22 protein-coding genes are annotated in these 24,310 nt (G+C 73.1%); 7 read left to right on the top strand and 15 right to left on the bottom strand.

Translation table 11 applies throughout. The annotated features are described in order from the left end of the window. The first annotated feature begins 35 nt into the window (after positions 1–35). On the top strand, positions 36–1,622 hold the full coding sequence (locus V5E28_RS16975; protein WP_336207874.1) for an acyl-CoA synthetase: 1,587 nt from the start codon (positions 36–38) through the stop codon (positions 1,620–1,622). Here V5E28_RS16975 and V5E28_RS16980 read toward each other — a convergent pair. From V5E28_RS16980 to V5E28_RS16990, 3 genes are all read right to left on the bottom strand, one after another. Beyond that, positions 1,603–7,647: a tetratricopeptide repeat protein gene (locus tag V5E28_RS16980; RefSeq protein ID WP_336207875.1), complete on the bottom strand. Its 6,045-nt coding sequence runs from the start codon at positions 7,645–7,647 to the stop codon at positions 1,603–1,605. The two genes, V5E28_RS16975 and V5E28_RS16980, sit on opposite strands and share 20 nt — an antisense overlap. A gap of 206 nt (positions 7,648–7,853) precedes the next feature. Next, entirely contained in the window at positions 7,854–8,483 is a 630-nt protein-coding gene (locus V5E28_RS16985) for a LysE family translocator (protein ID WP_336207876.1), read from the bottom strand. A 21-nt stretch (positions 8,484–8,504) separates the two neighbouring features. Beyond that, complete coding sequence (locus V5E28_RS16990) at positions 8,505–9,401, bottom strand: LysR family transcriptional regulator (RefSeq protein ID WP_336207877.1); 897 nt, start codon at positions 9,399–9,401, stop codon at positions 8,505–8,507. A 132-nt stretch (positions 9,402–9,533) separates the two neighbouring features. On the opposite strand from V5E28_RS16990, the gene V5E28_RS16995 reads away from it, so the two are divergent. Then, positions 9,534–10,049 (top strand): cysteine dioxygenase family protein, encoded by a 516-nt coding sequence (locus tag V5E28_RS16995; protein WP_336207878.1) that lies wholly within the window; start codon positions 9,534–9,536, stop codon positions 10,047–10,049. A gap of 13 nt (positions 10,050–10,062) precedes the next feature. Here V5E28_RS16995 and V5E28_RS17000 read toward each other — a convergent pair whose 3' ends face one another. Together V5E28_RS17000 and V5E28_RS17005 are read right to left on the bottom strand one after the other, a co-directional pair. Then, positions 10,063–10,236: an alpha/beta fold hydrolase gene (locus V5E28_RS17000; RefSeq protein WP_336207879.1), complete on the bottom strand. Its 174-nt coding sequence runs from the start codon at positions 10,234–10,236 to the stop codon at positions 10,063–10,065. A 21-nt stretch (positions 10,237–10,257) separates the two neighbouring features. Further along, positions 10,258–10,461, bottom strand: coding sequence for a hypothetical protein (locus tag V5E28_RS17005; RefSeq protein WP_336207880.1), 204 nt, complete (start codon positions 10,459–10,461; stop codon positions 10,258–10,260). A gap of 75 nt (positions 10,462–10,536) precedes the next feature. Here V5E28_RS17005 and V5E28_RS17010 point away from each other — a divergent pair, with 75 nt between their 5' ends. Further along, positions 10,537–11,037, top strand: a complete 501-nt coding sequence (locus tag V5E28_RS17010) for a pyridoxamine 5'-phosphate oxidase family protein (RefSeq protein ID WP_336207881.1) — start codon at positions 10,537–10,539, stop codon at positions 11,035–11,037. 30 nt (positions 11,038–11,067) lie between these two features. Here V5E28_RS17010 and V5E28_RS17015 read toward each other — a convergent pair whose 3' ends face one another. After that, complete coding sequence (locus tag V5E28_RS17015) at positions 11,068–12,423, bottom strand: dipeptidase (RefSeq protein ID WP_336207882.1); 1,356 nt, start codon at positions 12,421–12,423, stop codon at positions 11,068–11,070. Positions 12,424–12,655: 232 nt separating this feature from the next. Between V5E28_RS17015 and V5E28_RS17020 the strand changes: the two genes are divergently transcribed. Continuing rightward, positions 12,656–14,038: an aspartate aminotransferase family protein gene (locus V5E28_RS17020; RefSeq protein ID WP_336207883.1), complete on the top strand. Its 1,383-nt coding sequence runs from the start codon at positions 12,656–12,658 to the stop codon at positions 14,036–14,038. 58 nt (positions 14,039–14,096) lie between these two features. Then, complete coding sequence (ald, locus tag V5E28_RS17025; RefSeq protein ID WP_336207884.1) at positions 14,097–15,212, top strand: alanine dehydrogenase; 1,116 nt, start codon at positions 14,097–14,099, stop codon at positions 15,210–15,212. On the opposite strand, the gene V5E28_RS17030 is transcribed toward ald, so the two are convergent. The 7 genes from V5E28_RS17030 to V5E28_RS17060 form a co-directional block, all read right to left on the bottom strand. Continuing rightward, the gene (locus V5E28_RS17030; protein ID WP_336207885.1) at positions 15,181–16,614 is read right to left on the bottom strand and encodes a tetratricopeptide repeat protein; all 1,434 of its coding nucleotides are present in this window, start codon (positions 16,612–16,614) and stop codon (positions 15,181–15,183) included. The two genes, ald and V5E28_RS17030, sit on opposite strands and share 32 nt — an antisense overlap. 80 nt (positions 16,615–16,694) lie before the next feature. Further along, positions 16,695–17,579: an urease accessory protein UreH domain-containing protein gene (locus tag V5E28_RS17035; protein WP_336207886.1), complete on the bottom strand. Its 885-nt coding sequence runs from the start codon at positions 17,577–17,579 to the stop codon at positions 16,695–16,697. 2 nt (positions 17,580–17,581) lie between these two features. Next, on the bottom strand, positions 17,582–17,782 hold the full coding sequence (locus V5E28_RS17040; protein WP_336207887.1) for a hypothetical protein: 201 nt from the start codon (positions 17,780–17,782) through the stop codon (positions 17,582–17,584). A gap of 75 nt (positions 17,783–17,857) precedes the next feature. Then, positions 17,858–18,001: a hypothetical protein gene (locus V5E28_RS17045; RefSeq protein ID WP_336207888.1), complete on the bottom strand. Its 144-nt coding sequence runs from the start codon at positions 17,999–18,001 to the stop codon at positions 17,858–17,860. A gap of 128 nt (positions 18,002–18,129) precedes the next feature. Next, the gene (locus V5E28_RS17050; RefSeq protein ID WP_336207889.1) at positions 18,130–18,501 is read right to left on the bottom strand and encodes a VOC family protein; all 372 of its coding nucleotides are present in this window, start codon (positions 18,499–18,501) and stop codon (positions 18,130–18,132) included. 69 nt (positions 18,502–18,570) lie between these two features. Beyond that, positions 18,571–19,050 (bottom strand): Clp protease N-terminal domain-containing protein, encoded by a 480-nt coding sequence (locus tag V5E28_RS17055; RefSeq protein WP_336207890.1) that lies wholly within the window; start codon positions 19,048–19,050, stop codon positions 18,571–18,573. Further along, a complete protein-coding gene (locus tag V5E28_RS17060) occupies positions 19,047–19,244 on the bottom strand; it encodes a hypothetical protein (protein ID WP_336207922.1) in 198 nt (65 codons plus the stop codon). Before V5E28_RS17060 ends, V5E28_RS17055 begins: the two co-directional genes overlap by 4 nt. 57 nt (positions 19,245–19,301) lie before the next feature. Here V5E28_RS17060 and V5E28_RS17065 point away from each other — a divergent pair, with 57 nt between their 5' ends. Continuing rightward, positions 19,302–20,720 (top strand): FAD-dependent monooxygenase, encoded by a 1,419-nt coding sequence (locus V5E28_RS17065; protein ID WP_336207891.1) that lies wholly within the window; start codon positions 19,302–19,304, stop codon positions 20,718–20,720. A gap of 13 nt (positions 20,721–20,733) precedes the next feature. Here V5E28_RS17065 and V5E28_RS17070 read toward each other — a convergent pair whose 3' ends face one another. Both V5E28_RS17070 and V5E28_RS17075 read right to left on the bottom strand, forming a co-directional pair. Next, positions 20,734–21,381, bottom strand: a complete 648-nt coding sequence (locus V5E28_RS17070) for a response regulator transcription factor (RefSeq protein WP_336207892.1) — start codon at positions 21,379–21,381, stop codon at positions 20,734–20,736. Continuing rightward, entirely contained in the window at positions 21,378–22,487 is a 1,110-nt protein-coding gene (locus tag V5E28_RS17075) for a sensor histidine kinase (RefSeq protein ID WP_336207893.1), read from the bottom strand. The genes V5E28_RS17070 and V5E28_RS17075 overlap by 4 nt, the downstream gene beginning before the upstream one ends. A gap of 94 nt (positions 22,488–22,581) precedes the next feature. Between V5E28_RS17075 and ggt the strand changes: the two genes are divergently transcribed. Then, the gene (gene ggt, locus V5E28_RS17080; RefSeq protein WP_336207894.1) at positions 22,582–24,309 is read left to right on the top strand and encodes a gamma-glutamyltransferase; all 1,728 of its coding nucleotides are present in this window, start codon (positions 22,582–22,584) and stop codon (positions 24,307–24,309) included. The last annotated feature ends 1 nt before the right edge of the window (position 24,310 follow it).

The following is a 24,310-nucleotide window of genomic DNA, read 5'->3' on the forward strand; positions in this document are numbered from 1 at the left end:
TCACCCCGCTCACCCCGAACAATGGAAGGGTCTTCATGGAGTTCAACCACGCTGACCTGTTCGAAGGGCTCGCGGACGCGATCGGGGAGCGCGTGGCCGTGGTCTGCGGTCCCGAGCGCCGCACCTACGCCGAGCTGGACGCCGAGTCCAACCGGCTCGCCCACTACCTGCTGGACCGGGGCATCCGGCCCGGCGACCACGTGGGCATCCACCTCTACAACGGCATCGAGTACGTCACCGGGCTGCTGGCCGCGCTGAAGATCCGGGCGGTGCCGATCAACGTCAACTACCGCTACGTGGAGGCCGAGCTGCTCTACCTCTACCGCGACGCCGGCATCCGGGCCCTGCTCTACGACGTGGAGTTCGACGCCCGGGTGTCCGCCGTCGTGAAGGAGGCTCCCACCCTCGAACACCTCATCTCGGTGGGCGGCAGCTCGGCCATCCCCGCCGCGACGCCGTACGAGCGGGCGCTGGAGGCCGGGAGCGCGGAGCGCGGCTTCGGGCCGCGGTCGGGCCAGGACATCTACATCATCTACACCGGCGGCACCACCGGCATGCCCAAGGGCGCCATGTGGCACGTCGAGGACCTGTTCATGGCCTTCGGCGGCGGCAACCCGTACGGCGAGCCGCGCGCCACCCCGCAGGAGGTGATCGACGAGGCGGTCAAGGCCGGGCCGATGGTGATGATGGCCGCCCCGCCGTTGATGCACGGCGCCGCGCAGATGGCCACGTTCATCGCCTGGTGCATGGGCTCGACCATGGTCTACGTACGCAAGTTCGAGGCCGACGAGGTGTGGCGGACCGTCGAGCGCGAACGGGTCTTCACCCTGAACATCACCGGCGACGCCATGGCCAGGCCCCTGGCCGAGGCCCTGGCGAAGGGCTCCTACGACGTCTCCTCGCTGTTCGTGGTCAGCTCGACCGGCGCCATCCTGTCCGGCGCGGTCCGCGACCGGCTGCAGGAGCTGCTGCCCAACGTGATGATCCTGGACAGCTTCGGCTCCACCGAGTCCGGCTACACCGCCTCCGGCGTGGCCGGCTCCACGCCGGAGAAGGGCCTGCGCTACCAGCCGAACGCCACGGCCAACCTGGCCGTGCTCGACGAGAAGCTACGGCCCGTCACGCCCGGCTCCGGCGAGCTGGGGACGGTGGCGAAGGCGGGGCGGATCGCGTTGGGCTACTACAACGACCCGGACAAGACCGCCCGCACCTTCGTCACCACCGACGACGGCACCCGCTGGCTGCTCACCGGCGACCTCGCGACCGTCGAGGAGGACGGCACCGTCACCGTGTTCGGCAGGGGCTCCCAGTGCATCAACACCGGCGGCGAGAAGGTCTTCCCCGAGGAGGTGGAGGCGGTGCTCAAGGGCCATCCCGCCGTCTTCGACGCCGTGGTGACCGGCGTGCCGGACGAGCGGTGGGGGAGCAGGGTGGCGGCCGTGGTCGAGGCGCGGCCCGGCACCGACGTCACCGAGGCCGAGCTCGACGCGCACTGCAGGCAGCTGCTGTCCGGCTACAAGGTGCCGCGCACGTACGCCTTCGTGACCGAGATGGTCCGCTCCCCGGCGGGCAAGGCCGACTACCGGTGGGCCAGGGAGACGGTCATCTCTCGCGAGGGGTGAACCAGCGCAGGTTGTTGAGGTCGTGCTCCAGCAGCGCGACCTCATCGGCCTGGCCCCCCTTCTCCAGCAGCGCCAGCCTGCTGCGCAGCACGTCACGGAGCATCTCGACCAGCTCCTCGTCGTCGTCCTCCTCGGCGAGCAGGTCGCGCAGCAGCCGGTCCGACACCCGCAGCGCGGCCTCGGCCGCGTCGTCGCGGCCCAGCTCCCGCTGGCAGAGGCCGAGCTGCGCGTGGGCCACGGCACTCAGATAGCCGTCCTCGATCACCTGCGTGCCCCGGTGCAGCACGGCGCTCGCCTCCAGCGCCCTGCCCGCGGCCACGAGCGCGTCGCCCAGCATGAGCATCGCCCTGGCCAGGTACCCGGTCAGCAGCGGATCGCCCGGCGCGTGCAGCTCCAGCGCCGCCACCGCCTCGCGCAGCGGGCCGACCTCGTCCGCGGCCCGCCCCTGGGCGGCCAGGGCGGCGGCGAGCGACAGGTGGGCGCCGGCCCGCCCGGTGCGCACGCCCGCCGCGTCCACACCCGCGGCGACCAGCTCGTCGTACAGTGCGATGGCCTCCCTGGCCCTGGCCTCCGCCTCAGGCCCGTCGTCCAGATGCAGCATGGTCAGCAGCTCGGCGCTCTGCGCGAGCGAGTCGGCGAGCACCGCCTTGTACGTCAGAACGCCCGACCGCCGGGCCACCACGATGAGCTCCTCCACCAGCGGGTTGGCCTCGCCCAGCTCGCCTGCCATCAGGTGGCACCTGACCAGCCGCTGCTTGGCCAGCGTCTGCTTGAGGTGTGCCGACTCCGCGAAGCCGGCCACGGCGGTCTCCGCGTAGCCGATGGCCTCCTCCGCGCGGCCCTCGGCCAGCAGGTCGTCCACGACCACGACCGCGATCTCGGCCTGCGCGAGCCGCTGGGCGGCGGTGCGCGGCGGCCGGCCGAAGAGGTTCACCGCCTGCACGAGGTGGGCCAGCGCCTCCGGCTTCCTGCCGGAGACACGCAGCACCATCCCGCGCACGTGGCAGGCCTTGGCGCGCAGCGGCAGCATCGCGGCCGCCAGCTCGGGCGGCACCCGTTCCTGCTCGGCCAGCGACCAGTTGACCGCCTCCAGCGCCGCCTGCGGCCGGTCCAGCGCGGCCAGCGCGGAGGCGAGGCCGGCGTACGCCATCGCCGCGACGTCCGGCGCGTCCAGCTCGTCGCACAGGTCACCGGCCCGCTCCAGGTGGATCAGCGCCTCCACCGGGCGGTCGGCGCCGAGCAGTGCGTCCCCGTACACCGACAGGGTCCGGGCCAGCATGGCCCTGGTCGGCTTGCCGGCGGGCTCGCCCAGCAGGTCGGCGGCCCGCTCCAGGACGGCCAGGTCCGGCCGGGCCAGGTCGTGGTGGATCTGGCCGAGGGTGCTCAGCGCCACGCCGAGGCGCGTCCGGTGACGGCCGGGGTCGGCCGCGGCCAGCCCCTGGAACACCCGCACGGCCAGCTCCGCCCCCGCGGCCGCGCTCTCGTCGTCCCCGGCGGCTCCCGCGACGGCCGCGTACGCGCCGAGACACTCACCGAGCGGCTCGTACGTCCCCGTACCGCCGCTCACAGGCACCTCGCGGGCCAGCGCGTCGGTGAAGTCCGCCAGCGGCGGGAGCAGCTCGGCCACCGCCTCGGCCAGCCGCGCCCGGCCGCGGAGCCTGCCTTCGGAGGGGGCGGGCGGACGTTCGCCGGGCTCGTCCCGGGAGGCGGCGGGCGGGCGCCTGCCGGATCCGTCCCGCAAGGCGGCGGACGCCCCGGCCAGGTAGGCGGACAGCTCGTCGAGCAGCGGCCCGACGGGCCCGGCGGGCGCGATCTCCAGCGCCTTGGCGTAGAACGTCGCGGCCCCGGCCGTCTCTCCCCGCTCCATCTGCAACCTGCCCAGGCGCAGCAGCGCGAGCAGGTGGGTGGCGTCGGCGTCGGGAGGCAGCGGGCCGTGCTCGTCGCGCAGCCCTGCGAGCTGCGTGGTGCCCCGCACCAGCTCCACGGCCGCGAGCTCGCCGTCTCCGTCCCGGCACAGCCCGCTGAGCTGCAGGCACGTCCCGGACAGGAGCCGGCGGTAGGGCGTCGGCTCGGGCGGCAGCAGGGCGAGGGCCTGACCGGCCGATTCCAGCGCCCCCTTCCGATCCCCCCTGGCGAGGCGGACGCCGCCCTGCAGGCGCAGCGCGCCGGCGAGTGCGAGCGGTGAGGGACGCCGGAGCTCTCCGTGCAGCTCGACCACCCGGTCGGCCGCCCCGGCCGCCTCCTCGAGCCGTCCGGTCCTCGCCAGCGCCACGGCGAGCAGCACCAGCCGCTCCACCAGGTCGATCCGGACCGCAGGCACCGCGTCGACGTGCCCCTCAGAGGCATCCACGCTCGCCGTCAGATGAGCCACCGCCTCCTCGCATCGGCCCACCGCCACCAGCGACCGTCCCATCGCGGCAGCCACCTCGCCGGCCAGCGGCCCATGGCGCGGATCGTCGGCGGCATGATCCTGGAGCAGCTCGGCGGCCCGCGTCGCGAGTACCACACCGTCGGCGGCGCGTCCCGCCGCGGCCAGCACCCAGGCGAGCCGGGCCAGCGCCGAGACGTGGCCGCGCGGGTCCTCGGCCGCCGGCTTTCCGGCCTCTCCCCGGCGCAGGGCCGGCGCCTGCTCGGCCGTGGCCACGTCCTCCTCCGGGCGCACGGGGGGCACCAGGCTGATCAGAGCCGCCGTCCCGGCCCCGCGCGCGTGCGTTCGCGACGCCTCCGGGCCGGCTGCCCGAAGCCGGCCGACCCTCGCCAGCACCTCCAGGCACAGCCGCCGGACGTGCTCGTCGTGCTCGCCGAGCTCCTGGTACAGCCCGGCCGCCGCCTCCAGGTGCGCCAGGCTGTCGGCCGGTCGTCCGAGCTCCAGCGAGCAGAGCCCCAGCAGGTGCCGGCTCCTGGCGCGGGCGCGCTCGTCACCGTCGCCGAGCTCCGCCGCGAGGCTCGCCGACTGCTCCAGCGGATCCAGTGCGTCGGCCGCCCGGCCGCCGATCAGCAGGAACTCGCCCAGGTCGAGAAGTTGCCGGACGAGCTCGTGGCGATGCTCGCCCGGCTCCAGCACGACGAGCGCACGCAGATCGCCCGCCGCCTCGGCCGCGGATCGCACGGCGTCGCCGACCTCGCCGCGATCAGCGTGCGGCCGGGCGAGCACCCCCGCGGCGGCGGCCAGCGCCGAACGCAGCGAAGGCTCCTCCCGGGCCAGCCCCCGCAGCCGTGCCACCGCCTCGGCCGCCGGAACGACGGCCTCGTCCCCCCGGCCTCGCCGATCCAGTCGCACCGCCAGCCGGTGCAGGTGGTGGCACACCTCCTGATCGTGTCCGGCCACACCGCCCACAGCCTCGGTGGCGGCCACCGCGAGCCCGGCTCCGAGCGCCAGCAGCCCCTCCTCCTCCAGCTCGTCGAGCGGCGCCAACGGACCGAAGACCCAGGCCGGCCCGGCAGTGCTCACGTTGACGGCGCCCGACCCGGCCGAGCTGCGGGCGTCACTGGGGAGGGAGGCCCAGGTGACCGGAGTGCCCGGCTCGGGGAGGACGGCGAGCACGTCTCGCACGTTCCGGGCGAGCTCCGCGTCGCCGCCCGCCGCCACGAACGCCGCCACAGCCTCGTGCGGGCGCCCGGTCGCGATCAGCGCGCACGCCAGGTTGTAGTGCGCCCGCTCCGCGTGCGCCGCGTAGCGCGGGTCGTCCTCGGCGAGGATGCGGAACCGGGCCGCCGACTCCTGGGCGGGCCTGCCCGCGCTCGCCGCGAGAGGGAGCCGCGCGTCGCCGCTGAACGCGGCGAGCAGCAGGCACGCGGCCTGGGCGAACAGCGCCTCGGCCTGTCCCTCCGCCGCCTCGTACGGCGGGGCCGCGGCGAAGATCTCGACCGCCTCCCCGGCAGCGGCCGCGGCCTCGTCCAGCCTGCCGACAGCCGCCAGCCGTGCCGACAGCCCGGTCAGCGCGGTGGCCAGGTCCGCCCGTCCCTTTCCGCCACGCAGGTGCCCGACCAGGATCTCGTCCAGCGTGACCTTCAGTGCGCGCGACCCCAGGCGCCCGCCCTGCCACGGTGGCAGCGCCGCGACCGTCCCGGCAGGCTCGGGCTCGTCGCGCAGGAGCCGGAGTGCGGCGTCGAGCAGGTCGCCGAGCTGCTCGGCCGGCCCGGTCGCCGCCTCGCACAGCATCCGGTCCAGCCGGTTCACGACCAGGGACCGCAGCGCGGACCTGACCTGATCCTGTCCGCTCGACCGCCGCAGGATGTCGAGCATGCGCGACAGGTGCGCCGCCGTCCGCCCCGCATGATCGTGTACGGCCAGCACCAGCGTGTCGAGCTCTTCCGTCTCGCCCAGCAGCCGCTCCGCGAGGAGGTCCGGCCCCAGCGGCGACGGGCGCTCCCTTCCGGGGAAGGCCGTCGCCAGCCAGTCGGCCACGGCCACCCGCCGGTCGGGCTCGTCCAGTCCGGGCACCGCCGACAGCAACGCCCGCAGCTCGGCCGGGTCGGGCGCCGTCAACGTGAGCACCGCCACCGCCTGCCGCACTGTCACCTCTTCACCCGGCACCTGCCCGCCGGGCCACGTCCTGGCCCACTCCTCCTGCTCGTGTGCCAGAAACCGCCCGGCCGGCTCCGCGGCGGCCCCGTCACCCCGTAGCCGCGTCAGGGCCGCCACGTGCACATGCAGCGGCTGGCCGTATTCGGGGTCGTCGAGGGTGGGCGGGCCGGTATCGGAGACGGCCTCGATGGCCGGCGCGGCACGCCGGGAGGAGAACGCTCGCATGGCGGCAGCCGCGTGTTCGGCGCGCTCGGTGAGGCCGAGGCGGTGGTCGTCGAGGCGGATGGCCACACGGTTCAGCTGTTGGAGCCGGCCGCCGAGATGCCGCCACCACTCGGCCTCGCTGTGCGTGCGGGCCAGCAGCAGGATGCGCAGCCGGGGGTTGTGCCGGTGCCCGGCCAGCCGCCTGACCAGCTCGGTCAGCAGGGCGGCCGACGGCTCGGGGCAGTCGGCGACGAGGAGCGTGGGGCGCAGCGCGTCGAAGCGGGTGTGGCCGTCGCCGAGTGGCCCGCTGATGGAGCCGAGCTGGAGGAATCCGGCGTCCCAGCCGGCAGTGGACAGCTCCTCGCACAACTCGACGGCCAGCCTGGTCTTGCCCGCCCCGCCCTGGCCGGTGACCGCCGCGACCGACAGCCGCTCGGGCCCGGCGGCCCAGGCGCGCAGGTCCGCGAGCTCGCCGCCGCGCCCGAGGAAGGGCACCACGGCATGCCTCGGCAGCAGCAGCGACCAGTCGGCGCCGCCGGCCGGCGGTTCCTCGCGGGCCGGCATGAGCAGGTCGGGCAGCAGAAGGACGCGGTCGTCGCCGGTCACCGTCTCCACCTGGCGGGGCCGTACACCTGTCAGCTCGCGGAACCGTTCGTCCGACAGCAGCGCCCCGACCGGCACCACGTCCAGGCGGCCCTCGGCGAAGCCGGGCCGGGCGGCGTCGATCACGCCGAGGATCTGGCCGCCGGGCCGGGCCAGCAGGGCCGCGCCCGACAGGCCGAGCCACAGCGGCAGGGAGATGGAGTCCGGCTCGGAGCCGAGCACGTTGACGGCCAGGGTTCCGGACGCCGCGCCCACGGGGGCGTCGACCACGCCGGACACCGTCTCCACCTCGCGCCGCGCGCGTGGTTCCACGCCGGACGGCTCGTCCGGCTCGCGCCGCGAGCGCGCCTGCGGGAAGCCGCCGGCCACGCAACGCAGGTGGTCTCCCGCCAAGCGGGCCCAGCGGACGTGTGCCAGGTCGGGGGCGTCCGGCCACGGCGGGTCGGTGACGCGCAGCAGCGCCGCGTTGACCGTGCCACGCCCGCGCCACACCTGCTCGGCCTCGGCCCAGCCGGAGCTCGCCGGCGAGCGGACGCGGCGCGGGGCCTCGGGATCGATCACCTGCCCGGTGGTCAGCACCAGGTCGGAGCCGATCACGTATCCGGAGCCGGTCGTCCCGACGAGCTCGTCATGACCGGAGTAGACCTCGACGACCCGATCGAGGCCGGGGCGGTGCGATGCGGTGTCCATGCGGTCCGCCTATGTGCCGCGTCCCGGTGTTTCGTCCCCGGCGGGCGAGTCACCCAACCGGAGGTGCGGCTTCGGTGTGCGCGTGGGTGACCGGCCTTCGGTGCGGACCGGTCGCAGTGCGGCATGCGGTGTGGAAATGGCGTGAGCCAGGAAGATTTCCGCCACCCGCTCACTATTGCACTCCGGCCGTGAAATTTCCCGGCTTGTTAGGCCTTCTCCCCAGTGAGCCAGGCGGCCAGGCCGAGATAGATCAGGCCGCTCCCGACGTCGAGCCGCCGCCGGGCCCGGGCGGAGTGGCGGACGCGCCCGGCCAGCGCCGAGGCGAGCATCGCGTACGTGCCGTCGCTGGCCATGCCGAGCACGAGCCAGAGCAGGCCGAGCACCAGCATCTGCGGGCCGATGGGCCCGGCCCCGGCGTCGGCGAACTGCGGCAGGAACGCCAGGAAGAAGATCGCCGTCTTGGGGTTGAGCACGTTGACCACGAACCCCTCCCAGAACATGCGCCGCCGGGAGTGCACGGGCACCTCGACGGCCTCCTCGTCACCGCCGCCCCGCCGCACCAGCTTGCGCACGCCGAGCCAGACCAGGTAGGCGACGCCCGCGTACTTGACAACGGTGAACGCCGTCGCCGACGCCGCGAGCAGGGCGCTGATGCCGAGCGTCGCGGCGGCCACGTGGACCAGCGATCCCGCGTGCACCCCGAGCACCGAGATCAGCCCCGCCGACCTGCCCTGGGCGACGCTGCGGGTGACGATGAAGAGCACCGCGGGCCCCGGCACGAGGAGCAGGGTGAGGGTGGCCACGCAGAAGAGGGCGAGTGTCGCGAGATCCGGCATGGGGCCATCGTAGGAACGGTGTCAAAGGCTTTTGAGGCTCTCCCGCAATGCCGTCAGCAGCGCCTGGGTGGCCGGCGGGTGGGGCGGTTCGCCGTAGACGGCGGCGTGCACGTGCCTGGTGGAACCGGGGATCGGCGCCGCCGCCACGTCCGGGTGGCGGTGCGCGCGGAGCGCCAGCCCCGGTAGCACGGTGATCCCCATCCCGGCCGCGACCAGCGCCTGCACGGCCACGATGTCGTCGCTGGTGAAGGTGATCCGCGGCTGGAATCCGGCCTTGGCGCAGATGTCGAGCAGGTGGCTGCGGCACCGGTCGCAGCCGGCGATCCAGGCGGCCTCCGCGTGCGGTGCCAGCTCCGCATGCTCGTCCGGCTCGCCCGCCGTGCCGCCCGGCCGGGGGGAGAGCAGGTAGCTGGGGTCGTCGAGGAGATGGATCATCTGGATCCCGCTGTCCTCCGGCGCCGTGTCGTCGTAGCGGAACATGACGGCCACGTCCACCCGCCCGGCCCGCAGCAGCTTGAGCGCCTCGGGCGGCTCGGTCTCCGTGAGGTGCAGCCGCAGGCCGGGATGCGCCTGGTCGAGCCGCATGACCGCCTTGGGGATGAACGTGCCCAGCGCCGAGGGGAAGGCCGCGAGCCGTACCCGTCCCGAGCGGAGGCCGACGTGAGAGGCGAGCTCGTCGGCGGCGGCGTCGAGCCGGCCGACGATGTCCGCCGCCCGCTCGGCTAGCAGCTTGCCCGCCTCGGTCAGCCGGATGCCGCGACCGGCGCGCTGGATCAGCTTGGCGCCGGTCTCCGCCTCCAGGCGGGCGAGGTGGTGGCTGACCGACGGCTGGGAGTAGTGCAGCTCCCGGGCGGCGGCGGTGAGCGAGCCCCTGCGGGCGACGGCGAGCAGGACGCGGAGCCGTACGACATCGAGCACTCATCAAGCATATCTATCGATGAGCAAAACAACTTCTGTTGGACCTATCGATGAGAAAGGAGCACCGTGGAAGGGGAAGAGACGTTTTGCTGCATTCCCTGGAGGAATACCATGAATATGGTCGCTTCTACTTTGAGGCCCGGCCTCGACGAGCTCGTATCGGGCATCGCCGAGATCACGGCCCGGCGCCCAGGCCTCCAGGAAGCCGCGTTCGCCGTTGCGGACCTGCTGCGCGAGCGGCTCCCTTCGCGGGACATCCTCACGGAGGAGGAGCGCGCGGGCTCGCCCGACGGTTACGTCTCCCACGGGCTGCACGCGCAGGACGACTTCTCGATCGCCGCGGTCGTCTGGCGCCCCGGCCAGGACACCGTGATCCACGACCACGTGTCGTGGTGCACGTTCGGCATCCTCAGCGGCATCGAGCACGAGACGCTCTACCGCGACCGGGGCGACCACCTCGTGGAGATCGGGCGGGCGGACAACCGGCCGGGCGAGGTCAGCGGGTTCGCGCCGCCCGGCGACATCCACAAGGTGCGCAACACCAGCGCGGAGACCGGGGTCTCGGTGCACGTCTACGGCGCCGACCTGCGCAGGCTCGGCAGCAGCGTCCGCCGCGTGTACGACCTGCCCGTGCGCCCCTCCCGCTAGGGGCAGGCGGCGCTCACAGCAGATAGCTCTCCAGCCGATCGGCCAGCTCTCGAGCCCGGGAGAGCATCACGGAGTGGCTGCCGTCGATCTCGTCCGGCTCGACGCCCAGCCGCTCGCGCACCATCTCGCGCATGAAACCGGCGGGGAACCAGCGGTCGTCGCGGCAGAGCAGGAACCTGGTCGGCACGTCCGGCCACCTGTCCAGCGGTCACGGCTCCACCAGGGCCTTCTCGGTGTGCTCGCGTCCCCGCCGCGACTCCTCGGCCGCCAGCGCGGCCGGCACGTCGTGCATAAACAGCGCCACCGCGTCGTCGATGTCCTTCATCCCGAAGCCGGTGTTGTCCCACCAGTCCGCCGGAGGCTCCCCGTGCACCGGGACCATGGCGGCGGCTGGTGGAGCGATTCGTGACACTCTTCCCCTGCCCCGCGATGAGTTCCTGACCGCGGCCCGGTCTACTCAATAGCAGACCATCGGAAAGGAACGACCATGGAACCCGTCACGGAGCTGGACCCGCGCTTCAGCGCAGAGGGAGCGACCGCGACCACGTGGGCCGAGGCCCGCACCCAGCTGGACCGGGCGGAGACGTTCTGGCTGTCCACCGTCCGCCCGGACGGCCGCCCGCACGTCACGCCACTGCTCGCCGTCTGGCGGGACGACGCGATCTACTTCTGCACCGGCCCAGAGGAGCAGAAGGCCAGAAACCTGGAGTCCAACCGGAGCTGCACGCTCACGACCGGCGTCAACTCCCTGCACGAGGGCCTGGACCTGGTGGTCGAGGGCACCGCCCAGCAGGTCACCGACCATGGCAGGCTCACCGCCCTCGCCGACGCCTACGAGGCCAAGTACGGCTTGGAGTGGCGGTTCGAGGTGCGCGACGAGGCCTTCCACAACAGGGAGGGCGGCCAGGCGCTGGTGTTCGAGGTGGCCCCGGACAGGGTGTTCGGCTTTCGCAAGGGCCGATACAGCCAGACCCGCTGGCATTTCTGACCGCTGCGAAAGCCGCCCACCTCTGAAGGGTCAGACTCCCAGTGCCGAGGGCAGGCTGAGCTCGCGCAGGAACAGCGCCTCGGTGGTGGCGACCCGGCGCAGCTCCTCCAGGTCCACCCGCTCGTTGGGGGCGTGGATGGAGGCGTCCTCGTCCTCCGCGCCGAACAGTAGAATCTCCGCCGCGGGGAACTGCTTGAGCAGCGTGTTGACCAGCGGGATCGAGCCGCCCGCGCCGACGTCCCTCGGCGGGCGGCCGAAGGCGCGCTCCATGGCGCGGTTGAGCGCGGCGCGGGCCTTGCCGCCGGAGTCGGCCTGGAAGCCGGAGCCGACCGTGAAATCGCCGAACGACACCTGCACGCCCCAGGGCGCGACCTGGCGCAGGAACTCCACCACCGCGTTGACCGTGGTCTTGGGGTCGCCGGCGGGAGGCACCCGGACCGTGACGCGGGCGCGGGCCACCGGCTGCACGGCGTTGACAGCGCCGGAGACCGACGGCACGTCCAGCCCGGTGACGGTGATCGCGTAGGAGGCCCAGAGGCGGTCGGCCAGCGAGCCGGAGCCGACCAGCGAGACGCCGTCCAGGACGCCCGCCGTCTTGCGGAACTCCTCCTCCGACGGCCCCTGGCCGAGGAAGCTGCCGCGCGGCAGGCCGGGGACGCGGATGTCGCCGTTGTCGTCGTGCAGCGCGGTCACCATGCGCATCAGCGCGGACAGCGCGTCGGGGGCGGCACCGCCGAAGGAGCCGCTGTGCAGCGACTCCCGCAGGGAGCGCACCTCCAGGGTGAAGCCCGCCATGCCGCGCAGGGAGGTGGTGACGGCCGGATCGCCGACGCGCGGGTTGCCGGTGTCGGCCACCACGATGGCGTCGGCCCGGAGCAGGTCGGGGTTGCGCTCGACGAAGCCTTCGAGCCGCTCGCCCGCGTACTCCTCCTGGCCCTCGATGATGACCTTGATGCCGACGGGGAACCGACCCTGGAAGGCGCGCAGCGCGGTCACGTGGGAGATGATGCCGGACTTGTCGTCGGCCACGCCGCGGCCGTAGAGCCGGCCGTCGATCAGCGTGGGCTCGAACGGCGGGGTGCGCCAGGCGGCGGGATCGCCGGCGGGCTGCACGTCGTAGTGGGCGTACAACAGGACGGTCGGCATGCCGGGCGGAGCCGGCGCCTCGCCGTAGACGGCCGGGAAGCTGCCCTCGACGGGAATCTGCTGGACACGCGTCAGACCCGTGCTGCGCAGCAACTCCTCGGTCGCCGCAGCGGCGGCGTAAACGGGCTCCTCGGGGTGCCCGGGGAAGGCCACGGAGGGGATGGCGGCCAGGCGCTTCAGCTCCTCCACGGACTGCGGCATCACGGCCGCGACGGCGCTCTCGATCTGGTCAGGAGTCACGGGAAGGTCCCCCGGGGTTGTTCTCGATAGTTAACGTCTCATTGGATCACAGAAGGCTTCACAGCGCGTGAAACGGCATGACCCGCAAGCTAATCTACCTGCGGATTTCGTAGCCGTTACATATGGGTTCTGCGGATCTCGGTTTTCTTGCAGAGTGTCACGACGCTTTCGCTTGGCAAAGCGCAGGTGAACATGCAGACTGTGAACAGATCAGACGCAAGGGAAGATAGATATGACGCAGGCCGAAAACGACGTCCTGAAGGCAGCTCAGGACAACCTGTGGTTGCACTTCACCAGGCATAGCGGCTATCAGCAGTCCGAGATCCCGACCATCGTCCGGGGCGAGGGCGCCTACATCTACGACATCCACGGCAAGCGCTATCTCGACGGCCTGGCCGGGCTCTTCGTGGTCCAGGTCGGTCACGGGCGCGCCGAGCTGGCCGAGGCCGCCGCCAAGCAGGCGCAGGAGCTGGCCTTCTTCCCCTTGTGGTCCTACGCCCACCCCAAGGCCGCCGAGCTGGCGCAGCGGCTGGCGAACCTGGCGCCCGGCGACCTCAACCGCGTGTTCTTCACCACCGGCGGCGGCGAGGCGGTCGAGTCCGCCTGGAAGCTGGCCAAGCAGTACTACAAGCTGATCGGCAAGCCGCTCAAGCACAAGGTCATCAGCCGCCAGATCGCCTACCACGGCACCCCGCAGGGCGCCCTGTCGATCACCGGCATCCCGGCGTTCAAGCAGATGTTCGAGCCGCTCGTCCCCGGCTCGGTCCGGGTGCCCAACACCAACCACTACCGCGCCGACGAGATCACCGGCGTCCCCGGCATGACGCCCGAGCAGTACGGCATCTGGGCGGCGGACCGGGTGGCCCGCGCCATCGAGATGGAGGGCCCCGACACGGTGGCCGCCGTCTTCGCCGAGCCGGTGCAGAACGCGGGCGGCTGCTTCCCGCCGCCTCCCGGCTACTGGCAGCGGCTGCGCGAGATCTGCGACACCTACGACGTGCTGCTCGTCTCCGACGAGGTCATCTGCGCCTTCGGCCGTCTCGGCACCATGTTCGGCGGCGAGAAGTTCGACTACGTGCCGGACATCATCACCTGCGCCAAGGGCATGACCAGCGGCTACTCCCCGATCGGGGCGATGATCGCGCACGAGCGGCTGTTCGAGCCGTTCAAGAACGGCGACGAGATGTTCGCCCACGGCTACACCTTCGGCGGCCACCCGGTCTCCGCCGCCGTGGCGCTGGCCAACCTCGACATCTTCGACCGCGAGGACCTGCTCGGCCACGTCACCAAGAACGAGCCGATCTTCCAGGCCACCCTCGACGGCCTGAAGGACCTGCCGATCGTCGGCGACGTCCGCGGCTCCGGCTACTTCTGGGGCATCGAGCTGGTCAAGGACAAGGCCACCAAGGAGACGTTCGACGCGGAGGAGTCCGAGCGGCTGCTGCGCGGCTTCCTGTCGCAGGCGCTGTACGAAGCCGGCCTCTACTGCCGTGCCGACGACCGCGGCGACCCCGTCATCCAGCTCGCGCCCCCGCTGATCGCCGGACCGAAGGAGTTCGACGAGATCGGGTCGATCCTCCGCAACGTGCTCACCGAAGCCTGGGCACGCCTCTGAACACCTATCCGGTACGGCACGCCGTACCGGATATTTTTTCGCCGAAAGGACCACCGCAATGAAGATCGGCGTGCCTGCCGAGGTCAAGAACCACGAATACCGCGTCGCGGCCACCCCGGCGGGCGTGCACGAGCTGGTCAGCCGTGGCCACGACGTCACCGTCCAGCGAGGGGCCGGCCTCGGCTCGCACATCACCGACGAGGAGTATCTCGCGGCCGGAGCGAAGATCCGCGACAGCGCCGACGCCGTCTGGGCCGAGGCCGACCTCGTGCTCAAGGTCAAGGAGCCGATCGCCGAGGAGTACCACCGGCTGCGCGAGGGGCTGGTGCTCTTCACCTACCTCCACCTGGCCGCCTCCCGCCCGTGCACCGACGCCCTGCTCGCCGCGCGGACCACCGGCATCGCCTACGAGACCGTGCAGGTGGGCGGCTCGCTGCCGCTGCTCGCTCCGATGTCGGAGGTGGCGGGCCGGCTGGCTCCGCAGGTCGGCGCCTACAACCTGATGCGCTTCAACGGCGGCCGCGGCGTGCTGCCCGGCGGCGTCCCCGGCGTCGCCCCGGCCAGGGTGGTCGTGATCGGCGGCGGCGTCTCGGGCCTGAACGCGGCGCAGATCGCGGTCGGCATGGGCGCCCAGGTCACCGTGCTCGACACCAACGTCGACCGGCTGCGCTTCATCGACGCCATCTATCAGGGCCGCCTCAAGACGCTGGTGTCCACCGCGTACGCGATCGAGCAGGAGGTGCTGCAGGCGGACCTGGTGATCGGCGCGGTGCTGATCCCCGGCGCCAAGGCCCCGACGCTGGTCAGCAACGATCTGGTCGCGCGGATGAAGCCGGGCTCCGTGCTCGTCGACATCGCCATCGACCAGGGCGGCTGCTTCGAGGACTCGCGCCCCACCACGCACGCCCAGCCCACCTACCGGGTGCACGAGTCGGTCTTCTACTGCGTGGCGAACATGCCCGGCTCGGTGCCCAACACCTCCACCTACGCGCTGACGAACGCGACCCTGCCGTACGTGCTCAAGCTGGCCAACCTGGGCTGGCGGGAGGCGCTCAAGGGTGACGCCGGCCTCGCCGGCGGCCTCAACACCCACGACGGCGCGCTCACCAACGAGCCGGTCGCGCAGGCGCTCCAGCTTCCGTTCACGCCGGTGGCCGACCTCCTGGCGGTCTGACGCCGCGCGCCTGCGCCGGAGACGGGACGCCCCGGCCCGCGCCGGACAGTCCGAGGCGGCGGCGCAGCTCGCGGGCCGTGGCCAGCACGTGCTCGACCTCGCCGGAGCTCGGCCACGGCCCGCTGCCGGGCCGCAGCAGGGTGCCGCGCACCGAGGCGAGATGCTCGACCGCGCTGGCGTGCAGCCGGCTCCGCTCGACCAGCCAGTCGATGACGTCGGCGTGGTCGTGCAGGGGTCTGGTCACCAGGTCCCAGGTGCCGAGGATCTCGGTCAGCTCCGGCACGGCCAGCGGGACGCCGCCCCGGCGGCCGGTCGCGACCGAGGCCAGCTCGGCCCGCGCGGCCAGCTCCGGCTCCGCGGGCCGGTCCCAGACGGGCGGCGGCGGATCTGTCAGCCACTCCTCCGCCTCGCCGCGCCGGCCGGCCGCCGACAGCAGTCCGCCCAGCTCCACGGCGGCCCTGTGGTGCCCCGCCAGCGCCGCCTGGCGGAACCAGTGCTGGCCGCCCGCCAGATCGCCGAACTCGGCGATGAGCAGCAGCCCGAAGTTGAACGCCGACTCGGCGTCGCCGCTGGCCGCGCCCCTGCCGAACCAGTGGCTCGCGCCCTTGGGGTCGCCCAGTTCCACGCAGACGAACCCGGCCATCCGCTGGTCGTCCAGCCGCCCCGCGTTGGCGGCCTGCTCGTACCAGCCGCGCGCGGTGCGCAGGTCGCGGCGGGACAGCGCGATGCCGCCGAGCTGGGACGCCGCGCCCGGATGCTCGCTCTTGGCGGCCAGCCGGTAGTAGGCCTCCGCGCCCTCGGGGTCGCGGCTGGCCTGCAGGAACAGGCCCAGGCAGTAGGCCGAGTCGGCGTGGCTCGCCTGGGCGGCGCACTCCCACCAGCGGACGGTCTCCTCCTCGTCGCCGGAGCAGTAGGCCAGGAAGCCCGCGTCGTGCGCGGAGGCGGCGTCACCGGCGACGGCCGACTTGCGGTGCCACTCCCGCGCGGCCGTGATCTCCCCGGCGTCCTCGCACATCAGCGCGAGCCTGCGCGCTCCGGCCCGCGAACCCGCGTGGGCGGCGATCTCGTACCAGCCCCTGGCCTGCGCCAGGTCTCCGCGCTGCTCCAGCAGGAGGGTGCCGAGGTTGACCGCCGCCTCGGCGTCGCCGGTGCCCGCGGCGAGCTCGTACCAGGTGACGGCCTCGTCCAGGCTGCCGTGCTTCTCGTGCCAGACGCCCAGGTTGAAGGCGCTGTCGATGTTGCCGCCGGCCGCGGCCCGCTCCCACCAGTGTCTGGCGGCCGCACGGTCGCCGCGCTGGGCGTAGAGCCTGCCGAGCCGGTGCGCGGCCTGCGCGTCGCCGGCCTGCGCCGACATCAGCAGCTCGGCCTCGTCTCCCACGCGTGGCGCCGGAACGGCCGGCATCGCCATCTCACCTTTCCACCAGGCCATGGCCACAGGGTGGCATGTAATCACCCGGTCGCGAACCGTAATCGCCGAGCCGGTCAGGAGAACTTGATGAACCCGGTGAACATGCCCATCCCGCAGGCGTAACGCAGCGACCCGGGGGGCTGCGGGGGCAGCCGCACGGTGGCCGGCAGGGCGACGTCCCGCCCGGCGATCGCGACCGTGTCCGTGCACCCCCGGTCCACGACCTTGAACACCACCTCGATCGGCACCCCCGCGGGCGCCTCCACGGCCGCGGGCCGGTAGCCGTCGTCGGTGGCCCAGATCGTGACGGTGGGGCTCGGCGGGCCGCTCGCCTCCGTCGTGGCGGTGGCGGGCATCCAGCCGCCCAGGCTGATCCCCGACCCGATGGTCCACAACCCGGCCGCGATGGCGGCCACGGCCGCCACCTTTGACAATCGGGTACGCGAGACGTGCCGCAGCAGGTAACCGAGCAGCGCGAAGGCGGGGGTGGTGCCGAGCACGAACCCGGCCATCACGGCCGCTCCCGCCAGGGGCGAACCGCTGGAGATCGCGATCAGCTCCATGCCGATCGTCACCCCGCACGGCACCAGGATCGTGGCCGCTCCCAGCAGCGGGGCGGCCAGGCGCGGCGGCTCGCGCCCGGGGGCGGCGCACCCCTCGCGGCGCAGCATCCCGATCGCGAAGGCGATCACCGTGACACCCGCCGCCACCAGGAGCAGCGCCCGGAGCGCGGGCGGCGGCTTGACGGCCGAACCCAGCAGGCCCAGCAGGGCGCCTGCGGCGGAGTAGGAGGCGAGCCTGCCCGCGAGGAACCAGGACAGCACGGCCGGATCACGCTCGCGGCCCTCCGCCCGGCGGACCAGCCCCACGAGCAGGCCGCCCTGAACGGCCGTGCACGACGCGGTCCCCGCCACCAGTCCGGCCGCGAGGCCGCTGGCGAGCAGGGCCGTCGCCTGCATGCTCAGTGGACGAGTGCCAGGTCGTCCAGGGAGCCTGCCTTCGCCGCCTCGACGATCGAGCTGAACTGGTCGAGGCTCATCTCGACCCGCTGCCCGAAGTCGTCGGTGATGACGACCTGGCGCTCCTCGGGCGCCTCATGGTCGACGAACAGTTCGGGGCAGCCACAACTGCACTGGCCGCAGAACCTGGCGATTGACCGCATCCTCGTCCCCACTTCTGATGAAGGTCCTGTAAGGAACGTAACGGCCCGTGCCGAACGCGACCAGTAACAGTTGTTTCACCCTGCGTGCCGTTTACGAGCCCCCGCCTCGGAGCCCGCCCTGCGCCGGATCCAGACGGCCAGCGCGATGAGCCCGACCCAGAACAGGCCCCAGACGAGCGGGACGGCGGGCCAGAAACCCGTGTGTGCGAATGTGTTCATGTCTCCTCCTTGACGTACCTCCAGGGTCGTCGCGGGAGCGGCATGGCGAATCGGGCGCAGGGCGCGTCCTGGGATCCGCCCCGGGGAGTGCCCGCGCCCGCCCGCCGTACGTCGTGGGAGGTAGCGCCTCAGGCCAGGCAGAACTCGTTGCCCTCCGGGTCGGCCAGCACGGTCCGGTCCTCGTGCCTGCTCACCACCGTGGCGCCCAGGGCGAGCAGCCGCGCCACCTCGGCGTCGAGGTCGTCGGCGAGCAGGTCGAGGTGGACGCGGTTCTTCACCGCCTTGGGCTCGGGGACGCGCTGGAACCACAGCCGGGGCCCGCCACCCTCCACCAGGACCGTGGGGTCGTCCTCCGGGTCGTCGACGCCGTTCGCGCGCAGCCGGGCGAGCTCGGCCTCGTCGTAGGGGGCCACCGCGTAGCCGTCGACGGCGGCGGCCCAGAACCTGGCCAGGGAGGCGGGGTGGGCGCAGTCGAACACGACGTCGTGGAATCTGGCCATCTCATCCCTCGCTCGTGAGCGTATTGCGGGCAGTGGACCATCTCGCGCGCGCCCGCCGCACCCGGTTTTTCACGTCTCCAGGCGGGCGCGGACGGCGGCGCGGTCGACGCCGAGCCTGTCGATGAGCGCGGCCACCGGGTCGGGGTGCCGCTGCTCCAGCAGCTCCAGCAGCACCTGGCCCGGCCCGGTGTGGTCCCTGCTCTTGCGGCTGGTGGCCCTGACCGCCTGGTTGATGACCGCACGCGCGCTCGACGTCAGCGCCGTGCCGGGGATCGGCGGGTGCTTGCGCGGCCCGCCCAGGGGCGTGTCGCCGACGTCGAGGCCGATCGCCCGCAGCGCGGCCTGGTCGAGCGCCTCCAGGGCGGCCCGCGCGGTGCGCGCGTCGACCCCGAGGGCGCGGGCCGGCGGCCCGGACGGGTCGCGCAGCAGCCCGAGCAGCAGGTGCTCGGTGCCCATGCGCCGATCGCCGCGCTGCCTCGCCTCGTCCATGGCCGCCTTGATGGCGACCGCGAACGGGCTCTTGTCCATCCCGAACATGACGAGCCTCACTTCCCGTACTTGGCGTGCACCGACTGCCGCGACATGCCGAGCGCGTCGCCGATCTGCTCCCACGTCCAGCCCTGCTCGCGGGCGAGGGAGACCGAGACGGCCTCGACCTGCTCGGCCAGCCGGTGCAGTGCGCCCACCGCGCGCAGCCCGACGGCGGGGTCGTTGGACTTGATGCGCTCAGACAGTTCTCCCATGTCCACGTCGTCAGGATAGCTTGACAGCGCGAATTCTGTCAATCTAGCCTGACAGGTATGGACGAAGTGATCATCGTAGGAGCGGGCCCCGTGGGGCTCATGCTGGCGTGCGAGCTGGCCCTGGCCGGCGTGCGCCCGACCGTGCTGGACAAGAGACCCGAACCCGGCGACCTGCCCAGGGCCAACGGGCTCGTCGGGCAGATCGTGCGGATGCTCGACTACCGGGGGCTGCTGGAGCGCTTCACCGAAGGCGGCACGTTCGCGGGGCAGCCGCCCGGCTTCCCGTTCGGCTCGGTGCCCTTACGCCTCGCCGGGCTGGACGGCATCCCGCTGCGGGTGGTGATGATCCAGCAGCCACGCATAGAGCGGCTGCTGGCCGAGCGCGCCGCCGAGCTGGGCGTGGAGATCAGGCGCGGGACCGAGGTGCTCGCGCTCACCCAGGACGACGACGGCGTCACACTCGAACTGGCGGGGCAGCGGCTGCGCGCCCGCTACGCGGTGGGCTGCGACGGCGGCCACAGCCTGATCCGGGAGCAGGCCGGGATCGCCTTCCCCGGCACCACCGACGACGAGGTGCTGCGCCTGGGCCACTTCAAGACCGGCCAGGCCGCCGACCTGGCCGAGGAGACGCGGGCCATGGGCCTGGAGCCGGGCTGGAACCACACGCCGCGCGGACGCCTGCTGCTCACCTCGCTGCGCCCCGGGGTGCACATCGTGGGCGTCCGCGAGAAGGGCGCCACGGGTCCGGTGACAGAGGCCGACTTCCAGGCCGCGCTCCGCCGGGTGATCGGCGCCGCCCTGCCGCTCGGCGAGCCGATCTGGCTGTCCAGCACGGTCTCGCAGGCCCGGCTGGCCGAGCGCTACCGGGCGGACCGGGTGTTCCTGGCCGGGGACGCGGCGCACCTGTTCCCGGCGGGCGGCTCGGCGCTGAACGTCGGGCTGATGGACGCGGTCAACCTCGGCTGGAAGCTGGCCGCCGTGCTGACCGGCCGGACCGCGGCCGGGCTGCTGGACACCTACGAGGCCGAACGCCGCCCGGTCGGCGAGCGCACGCTGGCCCACACCCGGGCCCAGGCAGCCCTGGAGCGGCTGTCCGGCGAGGACGGCGCGGCGCTGCGCGACCTCCTGGCGGAGGTCTTCGCCTTCGAGCAGCCCGCCCGCCACCTGGCGACCCTGCTGCACGGCTCCGACACCGGGTACGGCGCGTCCTCGGGGGACATGGTCGGCAGCCTGGCTCCCGACCTCAGGCTGACCACGGCGGAGGGGGAGACCCGGGTGGCCGAGCTCATGCGCGAGGGCAGGCCGGTGCTCCTGGACCTGGGCGGCGGCGCGACGGTCGACGGCGACTGGATCCGCGTGGTCGACGCCAGGTGTGACGCCCCGCCCGCGGACGCCCTGCTCATCCGCCCCGACGGCCAGGTGGCCTGGGCGGGGACGGCCGGACTGCGGGAGGCGGCCGCGGCGTGGGCGTCCTGAAGGCGGCCAGGTTTCAGAGCCAGCCCGGCTTGACCAGGCCCGACTCGTAGGCGATCACCACGAGCTGGGCCCGGTCGCGGGCGTGCAGCTTCATCATGGCCCTGCTCACGTGGGTCTTGGCCGTCGCCGGTGACATGAACAGCTTCGCCGCGATCTCGTCGTTCGTCATCCCGGTGCCGACCAGCGCCAGCACCTCGCGCTCGCGGTCGGTGAGCTGGTCCAGGCCGTCGGCGGCGAGCGGCTCCTTGGCGCGGGTGGCGTACTCGGCGATCAGGCGGCGGGTCACGCTCGGCGAGAGCAGGGCCTCGCCGGCCGCCACCACGCGGACCGCCTGGATGAGCTCCGCCGGCTCGGTGTCCTTCACCAGGAAGCCGCTCGCGCCGCCCCGCAGGGCCTCGAAGACGTACTCGTCCAGCTCGAAGGTCGTCAGGATGACGATGCGCGGCCCCTCGGGCATCTGGCGGGTGGCGGTGAGGCCGTCGGTGCCGGGCATCCGGATGTCCATCAGCACCACGTCGGGCTGGTGCTCGCGGGCCAGGCGCACCGCCTCGGCGCCGTCGGCGGCCTCGGCCACCACGCTCATGTCGGGCTGGGCGTCGAGCAGGGCCTTGAATCCGGCGCGCACCAGGGCCTGGTCGTCGGCCAGCAGCAGCTTGATCATGCGTTCTCCTCAGGTAGGGGCAGCCGGGCCGAGACCTGGAAGCCGGCGCCCGACGGGCCGGCGGCCAGGGTGCCGCCCAGGGCGGCGGCGCGCTCGCGCATGCCGGGGATGCCGTTGCCGCTGCCCTCCCCGGACAGCACGGCGGGGGCCGTCGCGCCGGTGTCGGCGATGTGGACGGCGAGTTCGGCCGGGCCGTATTCGAGCCGGACCGTGACCTTGGCCCCCGGCGCGTGGCGGGCGGCGTTGGTGAGCGACTCCTGGACGATGCGGTAGGCGGCCCGCTCCACCTGGGGCGGCAGCGGGCGCGAGCCGACGCGTTCGAGCGTCACGTCGAGGCCGGAGCGCTCGGCCAGCTCGTCCAGGCGGTCGAGACCGGCGGTGGGGGAGCGGGGGGCGCCCTCGCGCAGCACGTTCAGCACCGAGCGCATCTCGCCGAGCACCTCCTTGGAGGCGGTCTTGATCGTGGACAGCGCGGTGCGGGCCTGCTCGGGGTTGTCGTCCATGAGGTGCAACGCGGTCGAGGCCTGGACGTGGATGAGCGAGATGTTGTGCGCGAGCACGTCGTGCAGCTCCTGGGCCATGGTCAGGCGCTCCTCGCTGGCCTGCCGCCGGGTCTCCTCCTCGGCTGCCCGCTGCTGCTGGGCGCGGCGCTCGCGCAGGATCCTGGTGAGCTCGGCGACCACCATGACGAGCAGCACGAACGCGGTGATCGCCAGGTCGTGGAACAGCCCCGCGGCCGCGCCCGCCCGCAGGTAGCCGTAGGCGAGGAAGGCCGCCAGCGTGATCCCCGCCATGCTCCAGGCGACGACCCGCAGCCCCTGCGTGACCAGGGCGAAGAGCATGATGATCGGAGCCAGGTAGACCGGCCCGTACGCATACCCCAGCCACGTGTAGACGTATGTCGCCAGCAGCGTGACGACCGCGGCCGTGATCGGATACTTCCGTCGGAACAGGATCGCCGCCGGCCCGACGAGCAGCAGCACGTAGGCCTTCGCGTCGAGCGGCTCCCTGAACGCCCGCTGCCCCCACGCCGCGCCCTGCGACAGCACCACCTGGGCGACCGCGACGATCAACGCCAGGTATGGATCGAAACCGGACTTACGCACGGCCCCACGCTAGGCCCACTGTTCGACCAGCGCATCCACCGGAAGTGGCAGGGGGCCCTACCGCGACGGGCGTACCTGGTCCATCGTGGACACCATGCGCCGAGTGATCGTTCCTGCAGCAGCAGTCCTCGTCTCGCTGGCCACCGCCGTCCCGGCGCTGGCCACGCCAGAGCAGAAAGTCCCCGTCGCCGAGGGTTACGGAGGCGCCGTCGCCACCGTCGACCTCGACGCGAGCCAGGCGGCCATCGCCGTGCTCAGGAAGGGCGGCAACGCCATCGACGCCGCGGTCGCCGCCGGAGCGGTGCTCGGCGTGACCGAGCCCTACTCCGCCGGACTGGCCGGCGGCGGCTTCATCGTCTACTACGACGCCAGGAGGCGCGAGGTCCACACCATCGACGGCCGCGAGACCGCCCCCAGGGCCATGACCGCGACCAGCCTGGAGGGCATCCCGTTCGAGGAGGCCGTCACCAGCGGCCTGTCGGCCGGCGTCCCCGGCACCGTCGCCCAGTGGGACCTCGCCCTGCGCAGGTTCGGCACGCTGTCGCTGAAGCAGGCGCTGCAGCCGGCGATCGAGGTGGCGGCCAAGGGCTTCGTCGTCGACCAGACCTTCTACGACCAGACCGCCCAGAACGCCGCCCGCTTCAAGGACTTCACCTCCACGGCGAAGCTCTACCTCCCGGGCGGCGCGCCGCCTGCCGTCGGCTCGGTCTTCAGAAACCCCGAACTCGCCGCCACCTACCGCGAGCTGGGCAGGCGCGGTCCAGGCTGGCTGTACGGCGGGCAGCTCGGCAGTGAGGTCGTGGCCACGGTCAAGCAGCCGCCGGTCACCCCCGGCGCCACCCGCAACGTCCGGCCGGGCCTCATGGAGGTGCGGGACCTGCGCGACTACCGCGCGCTGATGCGCGAGCCGACGCGCGTCGACTACCGAGGGCTGAAGGTCTACGGCATGGCGCCGCCGTCGTCCGGCGGCTCGACCGTGGGCGAGGCGCTGAACATCCTGGACGCGCTGCCCGAGGTGGGCGTGCACGAATACCTCGAGGCGTCCCGGCTGGCCTTCGCCGACAGGAACGCCTACGTGGGCGACGTGCCGGGCGTGCCGCTGAAGGAGCTGCTGTCGGACGGCTTCGCCAAGGAGCGTGCCTGCCTGGTCGGTGACCGGGCGATCAAGCACCCCGCCGCCCCCGGCAACCCGGACGGCTTCTACGAGCCCTGCGCCGCGCCGACGGGCACCGCCACCCCGACGGCGGACGAGGGGCCGGAGACCACACACCTGGTCGTGACCGACCGCTGGGGCAACGTGGTCGCCTACAACCTGACGATCGAGTCCACCGGCGGCAACGGCATCGTCGTGCCGGGCCGCGGCGTGCTGCTCAACAACGAGCTCACCGACTTCACCCCCGGCCCCGCCCCCGGCGACCCCAACCTGCCCGCCCCGGGCAAGCGTCCCCGCTCCTCGATGGCGCCGACGCTGGTGTTCGACCATGGCAAGCCGGTGCTGGCGCTCGGCTCGCCCGGCGGCTCGACGATCATCACGACGGTCCTGCAGATCCTGGTCAACCGCTACGAGTTCGGCATGGCGCTGCCCGAGGCGCTGGCCGCTCCCCGGGCGACGCAGCGCAACACCGCGCAGACGCAGGCCGAGCCGGGCTTCCTCAGCCGCTACGAGCAGGAGCTGGAGGCGAGAGGGCACGACCTGGTGCTGAACCCGGAGATCGGCGCGGCCACCGCGCTGGAGTTCCTCGGCCGCGGCCGGATCCAGGCGGTCGCCGAGCCCACCAGGCGCGGCGGAGGCAGCGCGCTGGTGGTCTCCTCCAGGAGGTAGC

Origin of the sequence: Nonomuraea sp. LPB2021202275-12-8, assembly GCF_037044575.1 — a bacterium.
Classification (GTDB): Bacteria; Actinomycetota; Actinomycetes; order Streptosporangiales; family Streptosporangiaceae; genus Nonomuraea.